At 71.4% G+C, this 532-nt stretch carries 2 protein-coding genes; one reads left to right on the top strand and one right to left on the bottom strand.

Going from position 1 to position 532, the window contains the following annotated elements:
* Nucleotides 1-270: hypothetical protein (locus tag AC1DUE_RS20125; protein ID WP_477041180.1), on the top strand; the 270-nt coding region annotated here is incomplete at its 5' end.
* A gap of 69 nt (nt 271-339) precedes the next feature.
* Here the strand turns inward: AC1DUE_RS20125 and AC1DUE_RS20120 are convergent.
* On the bottom strand, nt 340-532 hold a 193-nt coding region (locus tag AC1DUE_RS20120; protein WP_477041179.1), incomplete at its 5' end, for a hypothetical protein.

Raw genomic sequence — 532 nt, 5'->3', positions numbered from 1 at the left:
ATCTTCTGCTGCGGGGTCTTCAACCCCGTCTGCGCCACCTATCGCCTCGAGCGCACCGCGACCGACCGGGTCGCCCGCACACTGTCCGCCTGGGCGGTGACGACCAAGGCCACGACCGCGCTCCTGACGGCCGTCTGGGGCGTGCTGGGCGGCCTGCTCGGCCCGCGTACGGCCATCGGCCTGGCCGGCGTGCTCCTGCTGGCGACTCCGTTGCTGCTCCCCCGCCGCGCGGCAGCGCTTCTCTCCGAGCCGGCACCGAGCCGTACCTGACGGGCCGCCACGGCCGTCATCGCGATCGGGCTGCGCCCGCCCTTTTCAAGGTGCGTGACTTTCCGGCGGTCAGGGAGCCTGCTTGCCGGCGCAGTTGGGCCGGGTTGTGGCCTCGGGTGCGGGAACGGCATMCGGTACGCGCAGGCGCTTGAGCCCGCCGAGGGTGACGAACATGTAGGTGGCGGTGTCGGGGCCCTTGTTGGTCACGGTGAGGGGCGCTTCGGCGCACTGTCGCCATTCCGGTGTTGAATGGCACCATTGC

This window comes from Cellulomonas sp. P4_A2 (assembly GCF_056402515.1).
This window is presented reverse-complemented; position numbering and strand designations above follow the sequence as displayed.